Raw genomic sequence first — 22,893 nt, 5'->3', positions numbered from 1 at the left:
TTCCGGGTTATAATTGCATGAAAAAAGTGGTTTCAATGCAAAGTCCGAAATGGTCAAAATAAAGTTTAGAATATAGTGTTGATACCGAATGTTTTTGGTTGTTGTACCAAAACATTCGGTTATTGCCTTTATTCAAAAATTGTCCATGTAGTAGGTAATGCACATTGGTTTTTCTGTTTGTTTATGCAACTGGACAGGAGGTATGAATGACATTGTGTAATCAAGTAAGAATGAAATTGTGCTACGATGATCGGAGGCCAGTACATCTAATCTCAGTTATGCCTCTTTGTTATCCACAATAAACAATTTTTTGATCTGCACTCTGGTCGAATTTGTTTTCAACGAAGGAAACTAATAGTAAAAGGGGAGAAAATAGTTGTCATATTCACTAAAAATAATAAGGAAAAGTGAACAAATAACCAGTCTTTGGTCAGGTGGTAAAACAACACAACTTGCCATTTATCCTGAAGATGGAGATTACTCGAAGCGTGAATTTAATTGGCGGATAAGCACCGCGGATGTCGAGGTGGACGAATCCATATTCACTCACCTTCCAGGCATTCAGAGAATCATCATGATCCTTGATGGTGAAATGTTGCTGGACCATAAAGGAAATCACCGTGTGCAACTACAGCCATTTGAACAGGATCGGTTTGATGGAGGCTGGACAACGCGAAGTATGGGGAGGGTTACGGACTTTAATTTGATGTTAGCAGAAGGATGCGAGGGAGACCTTAGCAAGATTCATTTGAATGATGGAATCCATTCTGAAGTGTTGGGTAATGGGCAATCTATGAAAAGATCAGAAGTCTATTATTGTTTCAAAGGAAAAAGTAGAATGAGTATCGATGAAAAAGAGACGATTGTTTTAGGGCAAGGAGACTTGGTAATCGTGAACATGGATCATTTCTGCGATAATGTAAATTTAAAGTTATCCAATTACGAAGACGGCACAACTGCAACAATTATTAAGGTAAGTATTTTTTATTGATGGAAAATCTGGTTCTAGTGAAAAAAACTTAGTAGTATCGTATTCTGCAAATTGTGCTGGTAAAAGGTAAATCAGAAAAATGGGAGACCCTGCAGATGAAACCCGGATTGTTCTTGAGGGCATTATCATTTCAAAAGCAACTAGCCCGTTTGCCAAAGGCATCCTTCTGCTTTAGTAAATCCGCGCAGTTAGTGCCGGCGCCATGACGTGATTTGACGTCAGCACTTTCACAGCCTAATGGTTGACAATGGGTTCTGCAATAGTGCCAGAAATATATAAGATTATGAAAGCAGAAAGAGTTTACTTTTTTCAGTTTTTTTAAATGAAAAGTAAACAGGATATTAAATAATCATTAATCAGAGCTGTCCTTGGACGGCTTTTTGTTTTTAAAAATAAATCAATATATTCTGTGACTTAAGGAGATGAAAAGTCTATAAAGTTAATTTTATGATTAATATTATTTTGAAATACCCAATTTGGGAATGTTCGGTATGTGAAAGCAGAATTAAAACACTTACATTTCCTATTATCTGTGTACAATTACCTGAAAATATAAAATTGTCTTTAAATTCAAACGATTTAATGATATTATTTTAGAATATTCAAACTATTAAATTGGAAGGTGAGGAACTCATATGTCACAGATGTTGGCTTTAGTAATTGTTATTCTGATTTTATTTGTAGGAGACATTGTGGCGGTCCGAACAAAAGCCTGGGTACCTTCCGTTTTCGTCTCCGCCATCCTATTTCTATGTGGTTATTGGACATTCTTCCCGCAAGATATCGTTTCGATAGCAGGTGTTCCACCGGTAGTGGCAACCATGATGATGTACCTATTGATCACGAACATGGGAACATTGCTTTCAATAAGAGAGTTGGTAAATCAATGGAAAACGATTGTCATCTCCTTATCTGGCATTCTTGGTATTGTTGCACTATTATTCGCAATTGGCACATTTATATTTGATCTGCAAACTGTCCTTGTAGCGATTCCACCTTTAGTGGGCGGAATGGTATCTTCAATAATCATGTCAGAAGGAGCGGCAGACGCAGGACTTACAAGTTTGTCCGTTTTTGCCATTGTGATTTATGTAATGCAAGGCTTTGCTGGATATCCTTTAACTTCAATTGTGTTGAAGAAAGAAGGGAAGAAGCTTTTGGGGCAATATCGCAATGGGCAATTAACGGTAAAAAAGAGTGATACTGCCGCCGCTGCAGAAGGTATGACGGAACTTAAGCTGTTTAAAAAACTTCCTGAAAAATATAATACGGAATATTTTAAGTTTTTCAGACTTGCGATTGTTGCTTTTTTCGCTTACCTTGTATCGACTGGATTAGAGCCGATTATATCAATAAATGCATTTGTTCTTTGCTTACTATTCGGTGTTGTCGGAAAAAGTATAGGTTTCTTGGAAAAGCAGACTCTGCAAAAAGCAAATGGATTTGGATTTGCCATCATGGCCCTTATGCTTTTCGTCTTTGACGGATTGAAAAGTGCAACACCAAGTATGATGATGGAGATCCTTTACCCACTTATTGTTTGCATTTTCCTAGCTGTTATTGGCATGTATATATTCTCATTCATTGCAGGGAAATTGTTAAAAGTCAGCAAAGAAATGGCCTTCGCTGTATCTTTAACAGCATTATACGGGTTTCCTGCCGATTACATTATCACCAATGAAGTCGTCAATTCATTAACAAAAGATGAAAATGAAAAAGAAGCATTGCTAAGCCACATGCTGCCGCCGATGCTTGTTGGTGGATTTATATCAGTTACAATCGTATCGGTAATTTTGGCAGGAATATTTGTACAATTCTTGTAAAATAGGAGGGATTCTAAGTGAGTCTTATCGAACGTATCGAAAAACAAATAAATGATTTGAGCGAATTTACCTCAACACCCGGAAAAGGAACTACCCGGCTTACGTATAGCAAGGAAGACTTACTTACACGAAATTATATTAAAAATAAAATGATGGAAGCCGGTCTAACAGTACAGGAGGATGGACTTGGAAATATTTTTGGAAAGCTTGAAGGTACTTTAAAAGATGCACCAAGCGTTTTGATCGGCTCACATTTTGATTCTGTACCAAATGGTGGTGCGTATGACGGACCAGCCGGTGTAATTGTCGCTCTTGAAGTGGCTGCCCTATTTGCAGAAAATCAACTAACACCTAAATATCCATTGGAAATCGTTGCCCTGATTGAAGAAGAGGGTGCTCGTTTTGGCGGAGGCCTAATGGGTTCGAGAGGAATGGTGGGAACACTTAGTGAGGAAGGTTTTAAAAACTTAAGGGATAAAGAAGGTATCACGACAATTGAAGCGATGTCAAAAATTGGCCTGGATTCATCACTTCCGAAAAGGAGAAATCCTAATAGCATTAAAGCATTTCTCGAATTGCATATAGAACAAGGGCCAATCCTTGAAGAGAAGAATATCCCCATTGGTGTTGTAGAGGCTATTGTTGGTTTAACTCAATTTGAAATAACCATTGAAGGAAAGGCAGGACATGCAGGCACAACCCCGATGGATCGCCGTACGGATGCATTGGTTGCAGCCGCTCAGATTATTTCTCAATTACCGAGCTTTGCAATGGAGGAAGGTGAAGGAACGGTTATCACGACAGGACGACTGCATGTGTTACCAAATGGAGCCAACGTCATTCCAAATAAAGTCGAATTTTCGGTAGATATCCGATCTAGCAAGGAAGAACATATTAACAATGTCATCAAGCGAATGAAAGAATTAATCGAATCCTTTCATGAACAGGGGATCCATACAACTGCGGAACAGGTGTTATATATGCCGCCAAAGGTATTGAGTGATGAAATAAAAGCTTTATTAAAAGATAAAAGTTCTGATTTGGAAATTCCATACTGTTCCATTAATAGTGGAGCAGGTCATGATGCGATGGTTTTTTCCGATGTGACTGATGTTGGCATGCTCTTTGTTCCAAGTAAAGCGGGACTAAGTCATTGTCCAGAAGAATGGTCTGATGCACGTCATTTAGCAAATGGAGTGCAAATATTTTACGAAGTGGCTAAATGTTTAACGGAGGTAGAATGAGAATGATTAATCAAACGATAAAAGAAGCGATTCAAAATTATAGTGATGAGTTAATAGAAATACGCAGAAAACTTCATAGCGAACCTGAGTTGTCATGGGAAGAAGAAAATACAACGGCCTTTATTTGTGAATACCTTGAAAAATTAGGAATACCTTATCGCAAAGCAGAACCAACAGGTGTCATTGCAGAAATTAAAGGCGGTATGGCAGGAAAAACGGTAGCATTAAGAGCGGATATGGACGCCCTTTCTGTTGAAGAATTAAATAAAGACTTGCCGTATGCTTCAAAAGAAGAAGGAAAAATGCATGCATGTGGTCATGACGCACATACATCCATGCTATTGATTGCAGCGAAGGCACTAAACGTAATAAAGGAAGAATTACCTGGGAATGTGAGATTAATCTTTCAACCAGCAGAAGAAGTAGCAACAGGTGCAAGGGAAATGGTTAAACAAGGGGCTGTCAAAGGTGTTGATAATGTTTTTGGCATCCATATTTGGTCGCAAATGCCAACAAACAAGGTTGCTTGTTCTCAAGGGCCTTCATTCGCTTCAGCAGATATCTTTACAGTAACGTTTAAAGGAAGAGGCGGACATGGTGCAATGCCACAGGATTGTATCGATGCAACTATTGTGGCCTCTTCATTCGTCATGAATGTACAATCCGTCGTATCAAGAACGGTCGACCCACAAAATCCCGCAGTTTTGACAGTTGGAAAAATGGTCGTGGGCACACGATTTAATGTCATTGCAGAAAATGCCGTTATTGAAGGGACGGTCCGTTGTTTTGATCCTGAAACACGTGACCATATTGAAAAACAGCTCCAGATATATGCTGAAAATGTTGCTAATATTTACGGTGCGACCGCACAGGTTGAATATTACCGTGGAACGCAAGCTGTCATTAATGATGAATACAGTGCAAAATTAGTGCAAAAAGTTGCTTCAAATGCTTTTGGCGAAGACACAGTATATAATGAAAAGCCAACAATGGGTGGAGAAGATTTTAGTTTCTATTTAGATGAAGTACCTGGAAGCTTCGCTTTGGTAGGATCCGGAAACCCTGAAAAAGATACGGAATGGGCCCATCATCACGGGAAATTCAACATTGACGAAGATGCGCTTACTACCGGTGCAGAACTTTACGCTCAATATGCCTGGGCATATTTGCACGAATAACGGACTGGATAAAAGAGGGTTACGGTAATTGTTAAAAGGTAAAAGGCCGCCGATTGGCGGCCTTTTGGCGTTCAGGGTTAAATTTTCACTAAAAGGGCTTTGCACACAGTCAAAAAGGGGGTGGATTTTACCATTCCCTTTTGTCCATTAGCAAGGAATCCAAAGACAAAAATTCTTTTTTCGAAATCAAAACTGAGAAATCAATTAATTATTAAAAAAACTTAAAATTACTTAAAATAATGCAGATTTCATTGCTATTAAAATTAAATGGACTTATAATTGGACCTATAGGGTGAAATCATGTAAATGGACAAGTGACTATTTCGACAAAAATGAAATGGATGATATCGAAACAATTTGTTAAATAAAATCCAAAAAACCATCACTAGAAGAGATATGAAATTTGGGAGGCAAGGGTAAACTCAATCAAATTCTGGATGGGTGCCTCTTGTTTCCCAATGAAGTCTATTAATCATGATCATCTTAAAATACAAACTTACTTGAGGAGGAATTTACAGGTGAATCAGGAAACGGAAGGTTTGTCACGCAGAAAGTTTATAGGTAACGTCTGTAAAATTGGAAGCGCTTCCGCGGTTCTCGGTGTCACGGACACGATGGGATTATTCATGCCTGAGACGGCAAGTGCGGATGCTGGGAAGAAGGCTGCCCATAACACCAAAAAACCAGGAAAGAACAGTTCCTACATACTGATGAATGTCAGATTGGAAAGTGGTTACAAGTATGAAAATGGCCAGGTCGTCGCAACCGAAACCGTGTTGAGGAACCTCCATATTGTTAAAGGTACCATTACCAGAATACTAGATACTAAGTCCCCTTATGGAAAAGGGATCGATTGCTATGACGCCAAAGGCATGCTGCTACTTCCTTCTTTTAGAGATATGCATATTCATTTGGATAAAACCTTTTATGGGGGTCCTTGGAGAGCGGCTGCGACGAGGAAAAATGGCATTTTTGACATGATAACCTTGGAGCAGACACTGCTACTGGAGCTCCTTCCAACAGCGCAGGAGCGTGCGGAGAAATTAATTGAACTAATTCTTGGCTACGGCTCTACATATGTCAGAAGCCATTGCAACATCGATCCAGTCATTGGTCTAAAAAATCTTGAGAAACTCAATCTGGCCTTGGCAAACTATTCAGATAAAATCTCACATGAAATCGTTGGCTTTCCCCAACATGGCTTGCTCCGTTCAAATGCACAGGGACTGATACGCGAAGCCATGCAGCTCGGAGTTACACATGTTGGCGGACTAGATCCAACCTTAGTTGACGTTGATATGGAAAAATCGTTGCAAACGATGGTACAGATCGCGGTTGATTACAAAGCAGGAATTGATATTCACCTTCATGAAGGTGGCGAAACGGGTTTGAAGGCAATTCGACGATTGGCTGATCTGACTGAGGAAGCCGGTCTGCAGGGGAAAGTGACGATCAGTCATGCATTTTCGCTCGCTTCGTTAGGGGATGGTGCCGACATAGAAATGGCAAAACGCCTTGCATCGCTTGGTATTTCCATTGCCTCAACCGTTCCAATCGGCAAAGACGTAATGCCGATTCCGCTGCTTCAGAAGCATAAGGTGAACGTCATGCTTGGTAATGATAGTATTACTGATCATTGGTCACCATTCGGGATTGGCGATACGTTGCAGAAGGCGCATCTCGCTGCAGATCTGTATGGATGGTCAAACGAATACAACCTGTCTCGCTCACTATCCCTTGCTACCGGCGGCATTACACCGCTAGACGAGTCCGGTAAGCAAATATGGCCAAAGGTAGGCGATGCCGCGACCGCCGTACTCATTCCAGCAAGCTGCTCGGCCGAAGCCGTAGCCCGGCTGCCAAAGCGTGCTGCCGTTTTGCATAAGGGAACTCTTTCTTCAGGTTCTCTGGATAGCGTGAAGCCTAAGCTTCATACCAATTAAAAGGGTATGACATAGTTAAGGAACCTTGGTAAAAAAGAAGGGGGATAGGTTCAATAAGCAACGTTTAACGATTTAAAAGAATGACAAAATATGAATACCAATGGGGGAAGTTATGCTACAAAATATTGGAATACCAGGATTGATGCTAATTTTAGTGATTGCACTCATTATTTTCGGCCCTTCTAAGTTACCGGAAATCGGAAGGGCGTTTGGCTCAACATTAAGGGAATTTAAAAAGTCTACCAGAGACCTTGTAGCAGATGACACTAATGCGGATGTGATCAATAAGAAAGAAAGCTAATCAAATAAATGAAGAGGGGATGTAGGATCTGTCTTACATCTTTTTTTCCTGGAGTGATGATGTTGGAAAATCAAAAAATAACGAGCATGATTCAGCACCTTGAGGAGTTGCGTAAACGTATTATCATCACTTTAGTCGTTTTCACGCTGTTCCTGGTACTGACATTTATATTTGTTCAAGATATATATAATATTATAGTTAAAGATTTGCCGTTTAAGCTAGCTCTGTTAGGACCGAGTGATATCATACTCGTTTATTTAATTATTGCTACCGTCGTTGCCATCACGGCCACTATACCGGTTGCTGCGCACCAAACTTGGCTGTTTGTACGTCCAGCGTTAACACCAAAAGAACGCAAAGTTACTAGCGCTTATATACCAGCACTATTTATTCTATTCACACTAGGAATCAGTTTTGGTTACTTCATTTTATTTCCGCTCGTTCTGAATTTTTTAATGTCTCTATCAAACGACATGTTTACAACTTTCTTTACAACGGAGAAATATTTCCGATTTATGCTTCATATGACACTGCCTTTTGGATTTCTGTTTGAAATGCCGGTTGTCATTATGTTTTTAACAAGTTTAGGAATAATAAATCCATATCGTTTGCAAAAAATCAGGAAATATTCTTACTTTATTTTAATAGTTATTTCCATTTTGATTACTCCACCAGACTTTCTATCAGATATCCTTGTGACGATACCTTTACTACTATTATATGAAAGCAGTGTAAGCCTATCCAAATTCGTATATAAACGACATCAAAGGGAAAAAGAAGGTAAAAAAGAGATGTATGAATCTGTCTAAAAAGGGCCTGGCACCAGAAAGAATATTTCCATGTTAAGGTTATTTTTAGGCATAACCGGCATATACCTCTTCCTATGGTCGGGATATTCAAATCCTGGTGGTTAATATCCTCGATTTGGAATTCTGATAACTAAAAATAGTGTTCAGCATTTACTTATAATCTACCCTCTAAAGCTTAATTATCCTTAATATAATTCAGGTTTCATTGTGAATGAACTTGGATTAACGTATAATTAAATCTACGAGGTGAGATCATGCTACAGGATGAACGATTATACGCCATTATTCAATATTTAAATGAAAATGAACGGATTGATATTGATACAATTTGTAAAATAAATAATGTTTCTAAAGATACGGCCAGAAGAGACTTAATAAATTTAGAAGAGGAGAGGAAGATCATTCGAATACGGGGTGGGGCGAAAAAGGCTCTGCTTTCCAATGAAGTCCATAATTATGGTGAGCGTATGAATATGGCATCTGAAGCTAAAAGTAAGATTGGAAAATTTGCAGCTTCTTTGATAAACGATGGGGATCACCTTATTTTGGATGCCTCCACAACCGTGCAATTTCTAGCTAAATATTTAAAGAGTCGAAACAATACGGTCGTGACTAATTCGATTAACGTTACCAGTGTATTAAGCAGAAGAGAAGATATGAAAATTAATTTATTGGGTGGAACATTAAGCACTAGACACCAAGCTATATATGGTTCAAGAGCCATTAGGGATGTACAAGATTATAAGGTGAATAAATGCATCATTGGTACTTGCGGAATCTCTTCTGAAGGACTGTCCACTTCCATCGAGGAAGAAGGCCTCCTTGTTCACGAAATGATTAAGCGTTCTGACCAGGTCATTGTGATTGCAGATTCAACGAAATTTAATAAAACTTTTTTTCAAAAGGTATGTGACTTAGACTCCGTGGATATAGTGATTACAGACAAAGAAGTACCAAAAAACATGCAGGAAACACTTAAAAAACATGTGGTAGAAGTGATTGTGGTTCCAGGTCAAGATTGAGTATTAGAACTTTGGGTTCGAGTTTTAGAAAAAACCTCAGTACACTTCGAATTTCTTGGTTCCGCCTGAAATAGTGTTGAACATGTAAATCACGTGGAAGTATAAATGATGAAAAAAGAGCGGCCAATAGGTGCTCTTTTTTTGATTGAAGTAGTTCTTATTTTTTGCATTTCAGTTTGCATCAAGTTGAAGTTGCATGAAACATATCGTAATGATAATGAACCGTGGTCATTCATTCTCTAGAACCCTTATGTTCATTCACCATTAATTTAATTAAACATTCTCTTTTTTTAATGAGCAGCAGGAATCCCCATCATGGCAGTCGAACACCAATTAGTATGAAGTGAAGTTGAAGAGGAGGGTGATTATGCAGAATCATGAGCTGGAACTAGTCATAAAAAATGCGGACAGGGCAATAAACAATGAGGATTTTGATCTTTTAATGGAGTTCTATTCAGAGGAAGCGACTTTAGTTGTCAAACCTGGAACATTAGCGAAAGGAAAAGAGGAAATTCGTCGGGCATTCATTGCTATCGCTGAATACTTTAATCACAGCTTAATCGTCAATCAAGAAAAGATGGCGATAATCGAAACGGGTGATACGGCATTGGTTGTGGCAAAAGCCCAGCTTAGTGCCAATCAAAAGGATGATTCCGAATTCTCTATGGAAAGAACTGCGACATATGTATTTAAAAAAAATTCCACTGGTACATGGCGCTGCATAATCGACAACTCTTATGGTGCTGAAATAATAGAAGAATTGAATTAAATAGTGAAAGCTGCCGTATATGGTGGCTTTTTATTTTTTTTAGCAAATAAATACCTTCTAAGACTACAACAAAAAACATTCATTTTACGACAAGAAGAAGGCGAAATCTTTAAGATATCGCCGTCTCTTATACTATAAATAATAATTTTCCCTATGTTCATTCGTCCCTTATTTTAAAGCTGATAAACTTCTGCTCCATCATTTCTTGCATTGCATATTTTATACCTTCCCGGCCAACACCGCTATCCTTCCAGCCGCCATAAGGCATATTATCAATTCGGTAAGTTGGGATATCATTGATTACGACCCCACCCGTTTCCAAGCGTTCCGCCGCATAAAAAGCTCGTTCTATACTCGGTGTCATCACACCTGAGTTCAAACCATAGCGAGAATCATTTGCATCAGTGATGGCATCATCCAGCGTATCGAATGGGAATATGCAGACAATTGGACCAAATACTTCGAAACGAAATACCTTTGAGTCACGATTTACATTGGTTAAGACCGTAGGCAATAGTACATTGCCCTCCACTGTACCACCGCACTCAATTTTTGCTCCTTCCTGTACAGCCTCGTCAATCCAACTTTGTAAACGTTCCAATGATTTTTTTGAAATAACCGCTGTAATATTTGTATTTTCCTCAAGCGGAGGACCGATGACAAGCTGTTTTGTTGCACTGACGAATCGATCTAAAAATTGTTGGTATAGTGATTTGTGGACAAAAATTCGTTGAATCGAGATGCACACCTGCCCATTATTCGTAAATGAACCCATCACACTCCGTTGAATAATTTTATCGATGTCTACACCTTCATCAATGATGAAAGGCGAATTGGATCCGAGTTCTAGTGTAAGCTTACGGAAGCCTGCCTGTTGCTGGATAAGGTGCCCGACCTCTACACTGCCTGTGAAAGTCACTTTTTTTACATGTGGATGGGTCGTCAGCGCTTCACTTAAAACATCCCCTTTGCCTGGTATGATGTTCAATACTCCATCGGGCAACCCTGCTTCTTTAAAAATATCGGCCAGAAACAGTGCACTCAACGGGGTTTGTTCGGCAGGTTTTAACACAATCGAATTTCCAGCCGCAATAGCTGGACCAACTTTATGGGCGACCAGATTAAATGGAAAGTTAAATGGGGTAATCGCGGTAACGACGCCAATCGGGGTGCGAACCGTGAATCCAAAACGGTTTACCCCACCCACTGCCGCATCCATCGGGATTTGTTCTCCATAATTGTTCTTTGACGCTTCTGCAGCAAAACGATAGGTCTGGACCGTACGATTCATTTCTTCACGAGCATTTCGAATCGTTTTCGCCGCCTCTAGAGAAATGATTTTCGCAAGTTCTTCACTGCGTTCTTCCATGATTGCGGCAGCTTTATATAAAATTTCTGCTCGTGCATGTGCCGGGTAGGATCGGTATTTCTGAAAAGCTGCATTTGCCTCGACAATCGCTTCAACGGCATCCGCTGGTTCAGCCTGTCCGATTTGTGCAATTTCTTCGTTTGAATGGGGATTATATAATGGCTCATATGATTTAGCCTCCCGCCATTTACCACCAATCCACAATTGCCACTTTTTCTTCATCTGAAATCCCTCCAATAATATCTGCCTTTATAATTTACAAATATAGTCACCTAGTGTTTTCGAGAGCTTTACATTTTCCGAATAATCGACATCCACATCAATCAAGACAATTTCCTGACTCGAAATCGCTTCTTCCAATGCATGAAGCAATTCATCGGAGTGGGTTACTTTAACTCCTTTAACACCAAAACTACTTGCAAAGCCTAAAAAGTCTGGGTCTGTAAATTCAATCGCATTCGTACGATCAAATTTATTCAATTGCTTCCACTCGATTAGGCCGTATTTTGAATCATGGAAAATGACGATCACGAAGGCAAGACCTAGACGTTTTGCGGTTGCCAATTCAACCCCATTCATCAGAAATCCGCCATCCCCTGTAACCGCAATGACAGGTTTATCAGGTTTTGCCAGTTTGGCTGCAATTGCGCCAGGAATGGCAATTCCCATCGATGCAAATCCATTAGAAATGATAGTGTGATTAGGCATTTCCGGCTGATACATCCGTGCCATCCATAATTTATGGGCTCCCACATCCGAAATGACAATGGCATTGCCCTTTTCCGCCCTTTTCAAATCGGCGATGATTCGCTGAGGGATGATTGGACTTCCTGATACATCATCCGAAGAATGAAATTTTTCTATGATTTGAGACCTTAACTTTTTCACTTCGGGCCATAGTTCTTTTTCCACTACACCAGTGGACAAGGCTTCAAGTCCCTCCGTAACGTTCCCGACCAATTCTGCCTGGACGGGGTAATAAGCATCAATCTCAGCCGGCCGAGCATCAATATGAATAATCGGATTCTTTGCCTCATCGTTCCAATACTTTGGCAAATACTCGACGAAATCATAACCGACGGTGATAATTAGGTCGGCCAAATCAAACCCGCAAAGAACATAATCCCTTGCTTGCATCCCTACTGTAAAAAGGGTCAATGGATGGTTGGAAGGTAAAACTCCTTTGGCCATGAAGGAATTCACAACGGGAATTTGCTTCTCTTCTGCAAATTTCCGTAAGGACTCAGCAGCTCCATCGCGGACCACGCCATTACCAGCTAGAATAATAGGCTTTTTTGCTCGATTTATTAATTCCACGGCTTTTTTGATTTCTTCCTCGGCAGGGCGGGATCTAGGCATTGGTGTAACCGGAAGAGGTTCACCTTCTGTATCCATCATCGCCACATCTTCGGGGAGTTCGATATGAACAGCTCCCGGCTTCTCTATGACTGCAGTTTTAAATGCTTTCCGGATAATTTCGGGAATCGTATGCGGCACCTTAATTTGTTGATTCCATTTCGTTACTTCCTTAAAAACCCCAATGATGTCCACATATTGATGCGACTCCTTATGAATCCTATCAAGGCCCGCTTGACCTGTAATCGCGACAACAGGGGAATAGTCCAGATAAGCACTTCCTATCCCTGTCAATAAATTTGTTGCACCCGGTCCCAATGTACCCAAGCAGACGCCGGGCTTTCCTGTTAGCCGGCCATAGATGTCTGCCATAAAAGCTGCAGCTTGTTCATGATGAACCAAGATAAATTTAATATCAGAGCTAATTAGAGAATCAATAAGATCGGTATTTTCCTCACCAGGTATCCCAAAAATATACTGAACCCCTTCATTCTCCAAACATCTTACAAACAAATCAGATGCCTTCAAATTATTCCCTCCTAGACCATTTCGATTTCTTCATTTCTTTCCCTTTATGTTGGCTTTGTCTACTGGAAATTATGTACTTGAGTAATGTTAAAACCATTTTGAACTATAAAGAAATTCCCGTTTAAGTAAATTAACCTCGATAGTCATAATTTGGAGAAGCAAAATGGAAATCGCAAGTCGTTTAATTATCATTTATTGCTGTTGCACTTGTTGTAATGGCACTTATCTATAATGTTAGACCAAAATCAGAGGCATCAATGCACTAGGCAGGGTGCGCCATTTTTTGGGAAATTCTGACCAGGAATTTCGGCCAGAAATCCTTTATTGTTCGAAGTGCTATGTTCCCAAAATTAGCCGAAGAAGAAGGATTTGATAGTATAGCGAAGGTGATGACCAAAAGTTATATCTTAATGAAAGAACCCCTTCTTTTGCAGCGAAAGGAAAAATGGGAGGATGAGGAATCGTCTGCTTACTTACTGGATGACCATGATGCCGGCCGGAGGTTAGCCATGGTTGATAAGTGTTTGTTTAACAAGCTCAAAACAGGATATTGGTCGGAAGGGAAATATAAAATCTGAGGGGAAATGGTAAGGTAGTTCGGATGTACAAAAAAAAGGGGAGATGGAGCTATGAAGAAATTACTTACTGGTTTGGTAGTATTAGCAATGGCCCTTGGGATATCTTTTTCCACTGCTTCAGCATCAGCTGGAGGGTTTCACCATCCAGAAAACTGGGATAAAAACTCTATTTTGCGGAAGGACTCTCATGGGGTGGAAATCAGGAATATGCAGTATATCCTGAATGTCATGGGTTTTTATACGGATTCAGCAGTGGTTGACGTTGATGGGATTTTTGGACCAAAGACAGAAGCGGGCGTAAAGAAATATCAAAAAGAAAACAACTTGAAAGTGGATGGTGTGGTTGGCCCCCGGACGTGGGATAGCTTCTCGCAATATATAAAAAAGTATGGTAATGAAACATATGGAGCAGGCGGAAACATGGGACTAAGGATTAAATGGAAGTACGACAATTCTTCCTATACATCAGGCTCTAAAGCCTATATTTACGGTAATGGGGATACATTAAGCGACCAATATCGCTTATATGCGAATTAAGGAACAGGAAGGACCAACGAATTTTCCTTTCATATGAAAACGTGCCCATAAATAGGCACGTTTTTATTTTTGGCTTTCACGAGTTTATTTATATATTCTGAGTAACTTTTTTATCATCATGCAATTGGCGTGAAGTTTGATTGAATTCATATCCCCCCACCTCCAATTCTTAGGAGTGAGGGGATATATTAATGTTTATGTAATGCTGCAAAGTGCTATTTGTTGCTGGGGTTTTGGCGCAAGTTTTTTCAATAATAAAGTGGTGAGCCATCCGATACATTTACGATTTTTGCAGCTCGAAATTTTAAAATCCAAATATAAAAATTATGCACTATTGAATTTTTTATTCTGAAACGCATGATGATATTTCCGATTTTACTGATGAACAGCTGTTAAAACGGTATTTTGTTAATTTGGAATAGGATTTGCATATTAAATAGATAGAAAATTCAAACAAATAAGAAAGGGGACGAGGGAAATGTATATTTCCAAATAACGAGGTTATTTTTTGTATAAACTGGTCTGACCGGTCTGATATTTAAAGCTATGGAGTTGAACTTAAAGATGACAATTGTAAGTGAAACTGTTCAAAAATTTTTATGTGATTTTATTCTTAAGAACAATCTTATGAGTGGTGACCAGCTCCCATCTGAAAGAGAATTGGCAAAACTATTAGAAGTAAGCAGGTCTTCTGTAAGAGAGGCATTGCAATCACTTTCTGAAAAAGAAATTATAGAAAAAAAAGTAGGGAAGGGGGTGTATGTAAAGAAAAGTTTACATCTCCATGACAAGGCATTTTCAAGCACGTTCGAAATATCTGTCAATATCGATAATTCTCTAGACTTATTAGAACTTCGCAAAGTAATTGAAGCTGAAATCGCTTATTTGGCTGCAAAAAGGATAAAACCGAGTGAAATCCATATTCTTGAACAATCTCTTGTCGACTTAGAAGTATGTATTAAAATGGGATCCTCTATTATCGTTCCCGACCTTGTATTTCATAGAACGCTTGCACGATCGACTAATAACCAAGTGATTATTGATATGTACAATAATATTTCGGAATTTTTCAAAAAGGTTAGGATTGAAATGGCAACTTATGATGATGCAAAAAATGCACTATATTACCATCAGCAAATCTTGGAGGCGGTGAAAAAAGGGGATTCAGATAGAAGTTCTGAATTGATGAAAGAACATATCGAAGATGTGAAAAGCCATTATATCAAAATGGTAGAGGAGTATAAGAGCGTACAAAACACTCACACCTGATACCAATAATAGGGGGAAATAAATTGAAAGCTAAAACCATCGTTAATTCAGGTTTAATTCAAGAAGAGCCAAATTTTAAGAGAGTTCTAACCCTCCCTTCCCTTGTATTTTACGGCCTTGCTTATTTAATACCTACTACAATATTTGATATGTATGGAATTGTATCGAATATAACTCACGGAATGTTTTCCTTAACTCACGCGTTAACAGCATTAGCCATACTGTTCACAGCATTTAGTTATGGAAGCATGGTTGCCGCTTTCCCGGTTTCAGGTTCTGCATACACGTATGCCCAACAGGCGATAAATCCATATATCGGCTTTTTAACAGGTTGGACTGTTATGATGGATTATCTTCTTGTACCCATGCTGTCTTACGTTATTGCTGCTAATTATATGAATGCGATTTTCCCTGAAATACCTAATTGGATATGGATCCTCGGATTAACTGTCCTTGTGACAACGATTAGTTACGTTGGCATTAACGTTACTGCCAAAGTAAACAATATAATTGTTTTGGTTCAGCTCTCCATTATAGCGATTGTAACGATTTTTTTAATTAAATTTATCGCCCAAGGAGGGGGAATGGGATCCTTTTTCTCGTGGGATGTATTTGTAAACTCTAGTGAGTTTGCTAAACCGGAAGTAGGATGGGGCGTCATTTTTACTGGTGCATCTATACTGGTACTATCATATTTTGGTTTTGATGCTGTAACAATGGTAGCGGAAGAAGCTATCAATCCGAGAGTAAATGTTCCAAGAGCTGTATTGATAATTTGTGCGGGTGCGGGGCTTTTATTTACAACCGTATCTTATTTAATGCTATTAGCCTGGCCTGCAGGCTGGAGTGAATTCACGGATGTAAATACGGGGGCACTTGAATTATTTAAAAAGATTGGAATAGGGATACTCGCTGTTATCTATCCTTTCTTCACCTTGATTGGAGCCATAGCGGGCCCTTTAGCTGCACAAACCTCTTGTTCCCGTATGTTGTGCAAAATGGGTGGCGACAGAATTATACCAAAGTTTTTTGGCTACATTCACCCTAAAAAGGCTACTCCGGCAAATAGTATTTTATTTATCGGATCGCTTAGTTTAACTGCTTTGTTTCTTGATGTAAAAACAGTCATTTCCTTAGTGAACTTCGGCGCACTATTTGGCTGTACCTTCGTAAATATATCCGTTATATTCTATTATTTTATTAAGCAGAAAAAGCGTAAAGGCATAAATATTGTACGCTATTTGTTATTCCCTTCCGTTGGAGCAATGATCACGCTATTCTTTTTATACAAGTTGGATATGTATGCTAAAACTGCAGGTTTGATTTGGTTGACTGTTGGAGTTATTTACTTAGGACTCAATACGAATTTCTTCAAAAAACTACCACCGGAATTAAATATGAATGAAATGAAAGGATGATACTTTAATGACACAATCATATTGGTTAGCAAATGTTTTACTTGAAAGCGGTTTCCTTCGTAAAGGTGGATTGGTTACAAAAACACTAACGGAAAACTGCCATATCCTAGTTGAAGAAGGAAAGTTCACTAAAATAATCCCAGCCCATGAGAAATTACCCGTTGACTTGCCAGTTCAGGATTCGGGCGGACTGCTTATGCTTCCAGGTTTTCAGGATATGCATATTCACTTGGACAAAACATATTATGGAGGTAAATGGAAAGCATGTACCCCATTTGTGGATGTATTTGGCCGAATGAAAGAAGAAGAAGACATGCTTCTTTCTCTTCTTCCTGTTGCGGAAGAAAGGGCGAAGAAGATTTTGGAGCTGCTTTTACACAATGGGGTAACTCACATACGGGCTCAGTGTAATGTGGACCCCATAATTGGGTTGAAAAACATGGAAGCAGTTTTACAGGCATTACAATCATACGATGGACAGATTTCTTACGAGTTAGTTGCTTTTCCTCAGCATGGACTCTTGCGAAGTAATTCCGTTCCACTTGTAAGGGAAGCATTGCGAATGGGAGCTACTGCTGCAGGGGGATTGGATCCGGCCATAGTAGATGAAAATATTGAGGCTTCATTGCATGCACTCATAGAACTTGCAGTTGAAGCGGATGCAGATATAGATTTGCATTTACATGAACCCGGTCATCTGGGAATTTATACGATGAAACGATTGGCTAAACTTACGGAAGAAGCAGGCTGGCAGGGACGAGTAACAATTGGACACGCGTTTGGACTCGGGGAAGTTCCAGTTGAAGCGGCAGCCGATGCGGCGGAAACTTTAGCTCAAGCGGGTATTTCAATTGCTTCTACTGTACCTATCGATATTCCCACAATTCCCATACCGTTGCTTCATGAAAAGGGTATAAATGTCTCGCTTGTGAATGACAGCATAACGGATCATTGGGACCCATTTGGCACAGGGGACGTTCTTTACAAAGCTAGTCTGATGGCTGAACGTTTCGCTTGGATTGATGAGTGGTCTTTAGGACGGGCCCTTGGTTTTATTACAGGCGGGAAAATGCCTCTCAATTCAGAGGGGGAGCGAGTTTGGCCGACCATTGGTGATAAAGCGGATGCTGTTTTTGTGGAAGCTAGCTGTTCAGCGGAAGCAGTCGCAAGACGTGCAAGGCGGCTTGCGGTTATGCACAAAGGGAATTTTGTTTCAGGTTCTTTCAATCAAACCTTGGCAAAAAATTAACATAATATAATAACGAAAAAACGCTATTCTTTTTGTGCTGACATATAATTAGTGAAAGCTGCCGTATATGGCGGCTTTTTATTTTTAAATAAAAGTGGGAATAAACGGCTTGACATTATACCCCCATAGGTATAATATGAACTCACAAGTTAAAAATGCATAATTTCACGAGCAAAGCACTCAAACTCACGAGGAAATCGTGAAGGTCTTGCATATTACTTATGCGAAGGGATGATATTGGAAGTAAACTTAGGGCTTCGCTTCTTAAACGGTTAAGAAATAAGGCAATCAGTTGAGGTTAGTAATTGCATTTGTAAATAGATGGGTGGGCAGAGTATGGAGTATGATAAAAGTGTCATTAATCGCTTGAAGCGGATTGAAGGACAAATCAAGGGTGTACTTGGAATGATGGAGCAGGGAAAAGATTGCAGGGAAATCGTCACTCAATTGTCGGCTGCACGTAATGCCATCGATAGGACCATGGGTGTTATCGTAAGTGCCAATCTTGAGCAATGCGTTCGGGAAAACGTTGAGAAAGGCGAAGGCACTGATCATCTAGTCAAGGAAGCGGTTAATTTACTGATAAAAAGCAGGTAAAAGAATCTGACCTGAACTTTAGAAAAAGGAGTGTTATCCATGGCTTATATTTTACAAGTGGATTTTAAAATGGATGGACCATTTGGCAACGAAATGGTAAAAGAATTTACTGATTTAGCAAAAAGCATTAATGATGAAGAAGGCTTGATCTGGAAAATTTGGACCGAAGACAATGAGGCAAAGGAAGCTGGTGGCATTTATTTGTTTGAAACGAAGGCATTCGCAAGTAAGTACTTGACTATGCACATAGCTCGGTTAAAAGGGTTTGGTATCGAGAAGGTTAATGGAAAAATATTCGAAGTGAATGAAGGTTTGACTTCAATCAATCATGGACCAATTAAATAAAGAAAAACCTATTCCATTCATTTTTCAGTGAAGTAGGTTGACGAACTATATTTTTTAGCATAATATATACCCTGTGGGGTATAAAGGGAAATGAAATATCGATCAGGGGGAAAACATAATGACTGAAAAGAAAAGAACGACAATCATATTATTTAGTGGTGATTATGATAAGGCAATGGCTGCTTATATCATTGCAAATGGGGCGGCGGCTTATGATCATGAAGTGACCATCTTCCATACATTCTGGGGATTGAACGCCTTAAGGAAGGATGAGCCGGTTTTATTAAAAAAAGGATTCCTGGAAAAAATGTTTGCAAAAATGATGCCGCGTGGCTCAGATAAAATGGGTCTTTCCAATATGAATTTTGCTGGGATGGGTCCTAAAATGATCAAACATGTGATGAAAAAGCATAACGCCATGTCACTCCCAAATTTAATTGAGTTGGCCCAAGAACAAGAAATCAAACTAATAGCCTGTACGATGACAATGGATTTATTGGGTTTGCAGCAAGAGGAATTATTGGATGGAATTGAATATGCAGGTGTTGCGGCTTATTTAGCTGAAGCAGAGGATGGAAATGTAAACTTATTTATATAAATTTGGGGTACTGGAGGAATGAGTTCAAATGGGAACTATATTCAATCTCATCATATTAGGTTTCATCGTTTGGTTTTTATATCAGAGATTTGTCCCGGCTAAGGGGATTAAAAATATAAATGCAAAAGAGTTAAAAGCTGAGCTGAGTAACAAAGGAAATAAGCAATTCATTGATGTCCGTACTCCTAATGAATATAGGGGCAATCATATTAAGGACTTTAAAAATATACCCTTAAGCGAACTTGGCAAAAGGGCCCAAGAACTTTCAAAAGATAAAGAAGTGGTTGTGATCTGCCAAAGCGGGATGCGGAGCAGTAATGCATGTAAAGTATTGAAAAAATCAGGGTTTGAAGAAGTAACCAACGTAAAAGGCGGCATGAGTTCTTGGCGCGAATAAAAGGGAGGATCTTAAAAGATGAAAGAAATTTTACCGAATGAAGTAAGTGCATTGTTGAAGGGAAACTCGCCAGTCCACGTTATTGATGTGCGGGAGGTGGAGGAAGTAAAGGCAGGGAAAATACCAAATGCTTTGAATATCCCGCTGGGTCTTGTGGAATTTAGAATGCAGGATCTGGATAAATCAAAAGAGTATATCATGGTCTGCCGGTCAGGAGGCAGAAGTTCAATGGCCGCACAGATACTTGAGGGTCATGGATATAAAGTGTTGAACATGGTGGGTGGTATGAATGAATGGGAAGGTCCCATAGAATAATTTTAAGTTCGTATATACCCCTACCCCTATAGGGAAAACAAGGAGGAAATAAAATGATTAAAACAAATTCCGTTTTGGATGCTAAAGGTTTAGCATGTCCAATGCCAATCGTAAAAACGAAAAAAGCCATGAATGGGTTGGAAGCAGGTGAAGTACTGGAAATTCAAGCGACTGATAAAGGGTCAACTGCCGATATGAAAGCCTGGGCGGAAAGTACAGGTCATCAATATATAGGTACAGTGGAAGAAGGGTCCACACTAAAACATTATCTTCGGAAAGCGAGCGGAGAAGAAACAGAAGTGAAGAAGCATGAAAAAATCATTTCAAATGAAAAATTTCTTCAAGTAATGGAAGAAAATCGAAATATGATCATTCTGGATGTGCGAGAATCCGCAGAGTATGCTTTTCATCATATTCCAGCAGCGAAATCCCTTCCAATGGGTGAATTGGAACAACGTATGGGTGAACTTGATAAAGAGTCAGAGATTTTCGTGATTTGCCGTTCTGGCAGCCGAAGTGATCTTGCTGCACAAAAGCTGACGTCGGCAGGATTTGAACAGGTATTGAATGTTGTACCAGGCATGAGCCAATGGAACGGACCTACGCAAAAATCCGTTAAAGAATAAAGGTGACTCTATAATGGAGGAAAATATCATGACTAACAAAGTAGCGATAATTGCAAGTAATGGTGGTTTATTTGACGCATATAAAGTGTTTAACATCGCAACGGCAGCGGCAGCAACAGATCAAGAAGTGGCCATTTTCTTTACTTTTGAAGGCTTGAATTTAATTCATAAAGAAATGAATGGAAAACTTCCATTGCCTGAAGGTAAGGAGCACTTTGCCGAAGGTCTTAAAAAGACTAATGTTCCTTCAATTCCGGAATTAGTTACTATGGCACAGGAAATGGATGTCAAGTTTATTGGGTGTCAAATGACCATGGACGTTTTAGGCATAGAAAAAGAAGCTTTCGTTGACGGTATCGAAGTAGGTGGGGCAATCACATTTTTAGAGTTCGCTAAAGATGCTGATGTTACATTGACCTTTTAAAAAAATTTAGGATTTTTAATACTATAGGGGGTATATAGAATGGCATTTAAGCAAATGACAGCCGCTGAGGTTTCAAAGAAAGTAATTAATAAAAAAGAATTATTTATTTTGGATGTACGAAATGAAAGTGACTTTCATGATTGGAAAATTGAAGGGCAGAACTTTGAATTCCTTAATATCCCTTACTTTGATTTACTGGATGGCGTGGAAGAAATCCTTGATCAAATCCCGGCCAATAAAGAAATCCTGGTAGTATGTGCAAAGGAAGGCTCATCTGTAATGGTGGCTGAAATGCTATCTGAGGCAGGATTGGATGTTTCATATTTGAAGGGCGGCATGAAAGCATGGAGTGAACACTTGGAACCAGTGAGGGTCGGTGAATTGACCAATGGAGCAGAAATTTATCAATTTGTTCGACTTGGTAAAGGCTGTCTATCTTACATGGTCATCTCCAATGGTGAAGCAGCCGTTATTGATTCTACAAGAATGATAGATGCTTATCTTGATTTCGCCGAAGGTATCGGAGTGAAAATTACGCATGTACTGGATACTCACTTACATGCCGACCATATTTCAGGTGGAAGACGAATAGCGGAAGTAACAAATGCAGCCTATTGGCTGCCGCCAAAAGATGCGGCTGAAGTAGCTTTTGAATATCAGCCATTAGAAAGCGGTAAAGTGATAACGATCGGTCATACGGCGATTGATATCCAAGCATTATACTCCCCGGGCCATACCATTGGATCCACTTCATTTGTGGTCGATCAAAAATACTTGCTCTCCGGGGATATACTATTCATCGATTCCATTGGCAGACCGGACCTAGCTGGCTTGGCTGAGGATTGGGTAGGGGACTTGAGAGAAACACTTTATGCACGTTATAGGGAATTATCAGACGAGTTAATTGTATTGCCATCACATTTCATGATCATCGATGAACTGAATGAAGATGGAAGTGTCGCTAAAAAGCTGGGTTCGCTGTTTGCTGACAATCATGGATTGAACATTGAAGATGAAACGGAATTCAGAGAGCTGGTTACAAGGAATTTACCGCCTCAACCAAACGCTTATCAAGAAATTCGCGAAACCAATATGGGGAAAATCGAGCCTGATGATGAAAAACAGCGCGAAATGGAAATCGGACCAAATCGCTGTGCGGTTCGCTAATACTAGTAAAAATAGAATCCAAGAAAGTGGGAGAGAAGAA

At 39.5% G+C, this 22,893-nt stretch carries 24 protein-coding genes; 22 read left to right on the top strand and 2 right to left on the bottom strand.

All coding sequences use genetic code 11. The features are described from left to right. Window positions 1-376: 376 nt before the first annotated feature. The 9 genes from ACQKNS_RS02335 (at window position 377) to ACQKNS_RS02295 (ending at window position 10,080) form a co-directional block, all read left to right on the top strand. Window positions 377-991, top strand: a complete 615-nt coding sequence (locus tag ACQKNS_RS02335) for a HutD/Ves family protein (RefSeq protein WP_427641010.1) — start codon at window positions 377-379, stop codon at window positions 989-991. A 635-nt stretch (window positions 992-1,626) separates the two neighbouring features. Further along, entirely contained in the window at window positions 1,627-2,814 is a 1,188-nt protein-coding gene (locus tag ACQKNS_RS02330) for a hypothetical protein (RefSeq protein ID WP_427641009.1), read from the top strand. A gap of 17 nt (window positions 2,815-2,831) precedes the next feature. Continuing rightward, window positions 2,832-4,058, top strand: a complete 1,227-nt coding sequence (locus tag ACQKNS_RS02325) for a Zn-dependent hydrolase (RefSeq protein WP_427641008.1) — start codon at window positions 2,832-2,834, stop codon at window positions 4,056-4,058. 2 nt (window positions 4,059-4,060) lie between these two features. Next, window positions 4,061-5,236 (top strand): M20 family metallopeptidase, encoded by a 1,176-nt coding sequence (locus ACQKNS_RS02320; protein WP_427641007.1) that lies wholly within the window; start codon window positions 4,061-4,063, stop codon window positions 5,234-5,236. A gap of 518 nt (window positions 5,237-5,754) precedes the next feature. Further along, the gene (locus tag ACQKNS_RS02315) at window positions 5,755-7,179 is read left to right on the top strand and encodes an amidohydrolase (protein ID WP_427641006.1); all 1,425 of its coding nucleotides are present in this window, start codon (window positions 5,755-5,757) and stop codon (window positions 7,177-7,179) included. Window positions 7,180-7,291: 112 nt separating this feature from the next. Beyond that, window positions 7,292-7,480 (top strand): twin-arginine translocase TatA/TatE family subunit, encoded by a 189-nt coding sequence (locus ACQKNS_RS02310; protein WP_427641005.1) that lies wholly within the window; start codon window positions 7,292-7,294, stop codon window positions 7,478-7,480. Window positions 7,481-7,566: 86 nt separating this feature from the next. After that, window positions 7,567-8,289, top strand: coding sequence for a twin-arginine translocase subunit TatC (gene tatC / locus ACQKNS_RS02305; RefSeq protein WP_427642109.1), 723 nt, complete (start codon window positions 7,567-7,569; stop codon window positions 8,287-8,289). 254 nt (window positions 8,290-8,543) lie between these two features. After that, on the top strand, window positions 8,544-9,311 hold the full coding sequence (locus ACQKNS_RS02300; protein ID WP_427641004.1) for a DeoR/GlpR family DNA-binding transcription regulator: 768 nt from the start codon (window positions 8,544-8,546) through the stop codon (window positions 9,309-9,311). A gap of 367 nt (window positions 9,312-9,678) precedes the next feature. Next, window positions 9,679-10,080: a YybH family protein gene (locus tag ACQKNS_RS02295; protein ID WP_427641003.1), complete on the top strand. Its 402-nt coding sequence runs from the start codon at window positions 9,679-9,681 to the stop codon at window positions 10,078-10,080. Window positions 10,081-10,237: 157 nt separating this feature from the next. On the opposite strand, the gene ACQKNS_RS02290 is transcribed toward ACQKNS_RS02295, so the two are convergent. Then, a complete protein-coding gene (locus ACQKNS_RS02290; protein ID WP_427641002.1) occupies window positions 10,238-11,671 on the bottom strand; it encodes an aldehyde dehydrogenase family protein in 1,434 nt (477 codons plus the stop codon). 27 nt (window positions 11,672-11,698) lie between these two features. Beyond that, window positions 11,699-13,333, bottom strand: a complete 1,635-nt coding sequence (locus ACQKNS_RS02285) for an acetolactate synthase large subunit (protein ID WP_427641001.1) — start codon at window positions 13,331-13,333, stop codon at window positions 11,699-11,701. Between the two features lie 338 nt (window positions 13,334-13,671). Here ACQKNS_RS02285 and ACQKNS_RS02280 point away from each other — a divergent pair, with 338 nt between their 5' ends. The 13 genes from ACQKNS_RS02280 (at window position 13,672) to ACQKNS_RS02220 (ending at window position 22,853) form a co-directional block, all read left to right on the top strand. Further along, window positions 13,672-13,911: a hypothetical protein gene (locus ACQKNS_RS02280; protein WP_427641000.1), complete on the top strand. Its 240-nt coding sequence runs from the start codon at window positions 13,672-13,674 to the stop codon at window positions 13,909-13,911. A 51-nt stretch (window positions 13,912-13,962) separates the two neighbouring features. After that, window positions 13,963-14,448, top strand: a complete 486-nt coding sequence (locus tag ACQKNS_RS02275; RefSeq protein WP_427640999.1) for a peptidoglycan-binding domain-containing protein — start codon at window positions 13,963-13,965, stop codon at window positions 14,446-14,448. Window positions 14,449-15,012: 564 nt separating this feature from the next. Next, window positions 15,013-15,717, top strand: a complete 705-nt coding sequence (locus ACQKNS_RS02270) for a FadR/GntR family transcriptional regulator (RefSeq protein ID WP_427640998.1) — start codon at window positions 15,013-15,015, stop codon at window positions 15,715-15,717. A gap of 23 nt (window positions 15,718-15,740) precedes the next feature. After that, window positions 15,741-17,135, top strand: a complete 1,395-nt coding sequence (locus tag ACQKNS_RS02265) for an APC family permease (RefSeq protein WP_427640997.1) — start codon at window positions 15,741-15,743, stop codon at window positions 17,133-17,135. A gap of 7 nt (window positions 17,136-17,142) precedes the next feature. Further along, a complete protein-coding gene (locus ACQKNS_RS02260; RefSeq protein ID WP_427640996.1) occupies window positions 17,143-18,384 on the top strand; it encodes an amidohydrolase in 1,242 nt (413 codons plus the stop codon). A gap of 336 nt (window positions 18,385-18,720) precedes the next feature. Further along, the gene (locus tag ACQKNS_RS02255; RefSeq protein WP_427640995.1) at window positions 18,721-18,981 is read left to right on the top strand and encodes a metal-sensitive transcriptional regulator; all 261 of its coding nucleotides are present in this window, start codon (window positions 18,721-18,723) and stop codon (window positions 18,979-18,981) included. Between the two features lie 39 nt (window positions 18,982-19,020). Then, the gene (locus ACQKNS_RS02250; RefSeq protein WP_427640994.1) at window positions 19,021-19,326 is read left to right on the top strand and encodes a monooxygenase; all 306 of its coding nucleotides are present in this window, start codon (window positions 19,021-19,023) and stop codon (window positions 19,324-19,326) included. A gap of 118 nt (window positions 19,327-19,444) precedes the next feature. After that, on the top strand, window positions 19,445-19,924 hold the full coding sequence (locus ACQKNS_RS02245) for a DsrE/DsrF/DrsH-like family protein (RefSeq protein ID WP_427640993.1): 480 nt from the start codon (window positions 19,445-19,447) through the stop codon (window positions 19,922-19,924). A 28-nt stretch (window positions 19,925-19,952) separates the two neighbouring features. Further along, a complete protein-coding gene (locus ACQKNS_RS02240; protein ID WP_427640991.1) occupies window positions 19,953-20,321 on the top strand; it encodes a rhodanese-like domain-containing protein in 369 nt (122 codons plus the stop codon). Between the two features lie 18 nt (window positions 20,322-20,339). Beyond that, on the top strand, window positions 20,340-20,636 hold the full coding sequence (locus tag ACQKNS_RS02235; RefSeq protein ID WP_427640990.1) for a rhodanese-like domain-containing protein: 297 nt from the start codon (window positions 20,340-20,342) through the stop codon (window positions 20,634-20,636). 53 nt (window positions 20,637-20,689) lie between these two features. Next, on the top strand, window positions 20,690-21,262 hold the full coding sequence (locus ACQKNS_RS02230; RefSeq protein ID WP_427640989.1) for a sulfurtransferase TusA family protein: 573 nt from the start codon (window positions 20,690-20,692) through the stop codon (window positions 21,260-21,262). A gap of 28 nt (window positions 21,263-21,290) precedes the next feature. Then, window positions 21,291-21,686, top strand: coding sequence for a DsrE/DsrF/DrsH-like family protein (locus ACQKNS_RS02225; RefSeq protein WP_427640988.1), 396 nt, complete (start codon window positions 21,291-21,293; stop codon window positions 21,684-21,686). A 39-nt stretch (window positions 21,687-21,725) separates the two neighbouring features. Next, window positions 21,726-22,853 carry an MBL fold metallo-hydrolase gene (locus tag ACQKNS_RS02220; RefSeq protein ID WP_427640987.1) on the top strand — a complete coding sequence of 376 codons (1,128 nt, stop codon included), beginning with the start codon at window positions 21,726-21,728 and terminating at the stop codon, window positions 22,851-22,853. Window positions 22,854-22,893: the final 40 nt, after the last annotated feature.

The sequence above is a fragment of the Peribacillus sp. NPDC094092 genome, from assembly GCF_050279365.1.
Taxonomy (GTDB): Bacteria; Bacillota; Bacilli; order Bacillales; family DSM-1321; genus Peribacillus.
This window is presented reverse-complemented; position numbering and strand designations above follow the sequence as displayed.